Raw genomic sequence first — 1,137 nt, forward strand, 5'->3', positions numbered from 1 at the left:
GACCACCCTGCTTGGTGAAGTCGATGAACGTCCCAGGCGTCGACATCACCGTCACACCACCCGCCAGCGCCAGCGAGCTCTCACCCGAACGCAGCGACTGACACGCCAGATGCAACGCCACCAGCGACGACGAACACGCCGTGTCCACCGTCACCGCCGGACCCTCCAGCCCCAGCGCATACGCCACCCGACCCGAGGCGACCGACCCCATGCCGCCCGTTCCGAGGTACCCCTCGACCTCCTCCGGTACCGGGTGGAACGGCAGGTAGTCGTGGTAGAAGAGCCCCGCGAACACACCCGTCGCGCTGCCCCGCAGCCCCGTCGGATCGATCCCCGCGCCCTCCAACGCCTCCCAGGACGTCTCCAGCAGCAACCGCTGCTGCGGATCCATCGCCACGGCCTCACGCGGACTGATCCCGAAGAACTCCGCGTCGAACTCACCAGCGTCATAGAGGAATCCGCCCTCACCCGAGACGCTCTTACCGACCGCCTCAGGATCCGGATCCACCACGTCCTCGGGCCAGCCACGGTCCGTCGGGAAGACACCGATCGCGTCCCTGCCCGCCGCCACCAGCTCCCAGAGCTCCTCCGGCGACGACACCCCACCCGGGAACCGGCACGCCATCCCGACGATGGCCACGGGCTCCTGCTGCCGGCCCTCTACTTCGCGCAGGCGCTCCCGGGTCTGGGCAAGGTCGGTGGTGACCCGCTTGAGGTAGTCACGGAGCTTCTCTTCGTTCGCCATCCGAATGGACGCCTTCCTCATTACGCACGGTGGTACGGCGACGTACTCAGAGCCCGAGCTGGTTGTCGATGAAGTCGAACATGTCGTCGTCGCTGGCCGACTGGATCCTGTCGGCGACCGAGACACCGTCGTCTTCGCCCTCGCCGGATCCGGCGGTGTCACTCAGCACGGAGAGGATGTCCATGAGCCGGGCCGTGACCCGCGCCCTGGCCGCCTCGTCTCCCAGGAGCTCGGTGAGCGACGCTTCGAGCCTGTCGAGTCCGGAGTAGGCCGAGAGGGTGGCCGACTCCTCGACGACCGATCCGGACATCTCCTTGACCACGAAGTCGGCCAGCGCGGTCGGGCTCGGGTAGTCGAAGACGGCGGTGGCGGGCAGGCGCAGGCCCGTGGCC

General features: G+C 68.3%; 1 protein-coding gene and 1 pseudogene. Both read right to left on the reverse strand.

Annotation, left to right across the window (positions count from 1 at the left end):
- Positions 1-745 (reverse strand): beta-ketoacyl synthase N-terminal-like domain-containing protein (locus J0670_RS38460; protein ID WP_207817409.1); only part of this gene is annotated, 745 nt, incomplete at its 3' end.
- A 46-nt stretch (positions 746-791) separates the two neighbouring features.
- A pseudogene (locus tag J0670_RS38465) lies at positions 792-1,137 on the reverse strand (polyketide synthase); the annotation flags it as partial.

This window comes from Streptomyces sp. FH025, from assembly GCF_017427025.1.
GTDB lineage: Bacteria > Actinomycetota > Actinomycetes > Streptomycetales > Streptomycetaceae > Kitasatospora.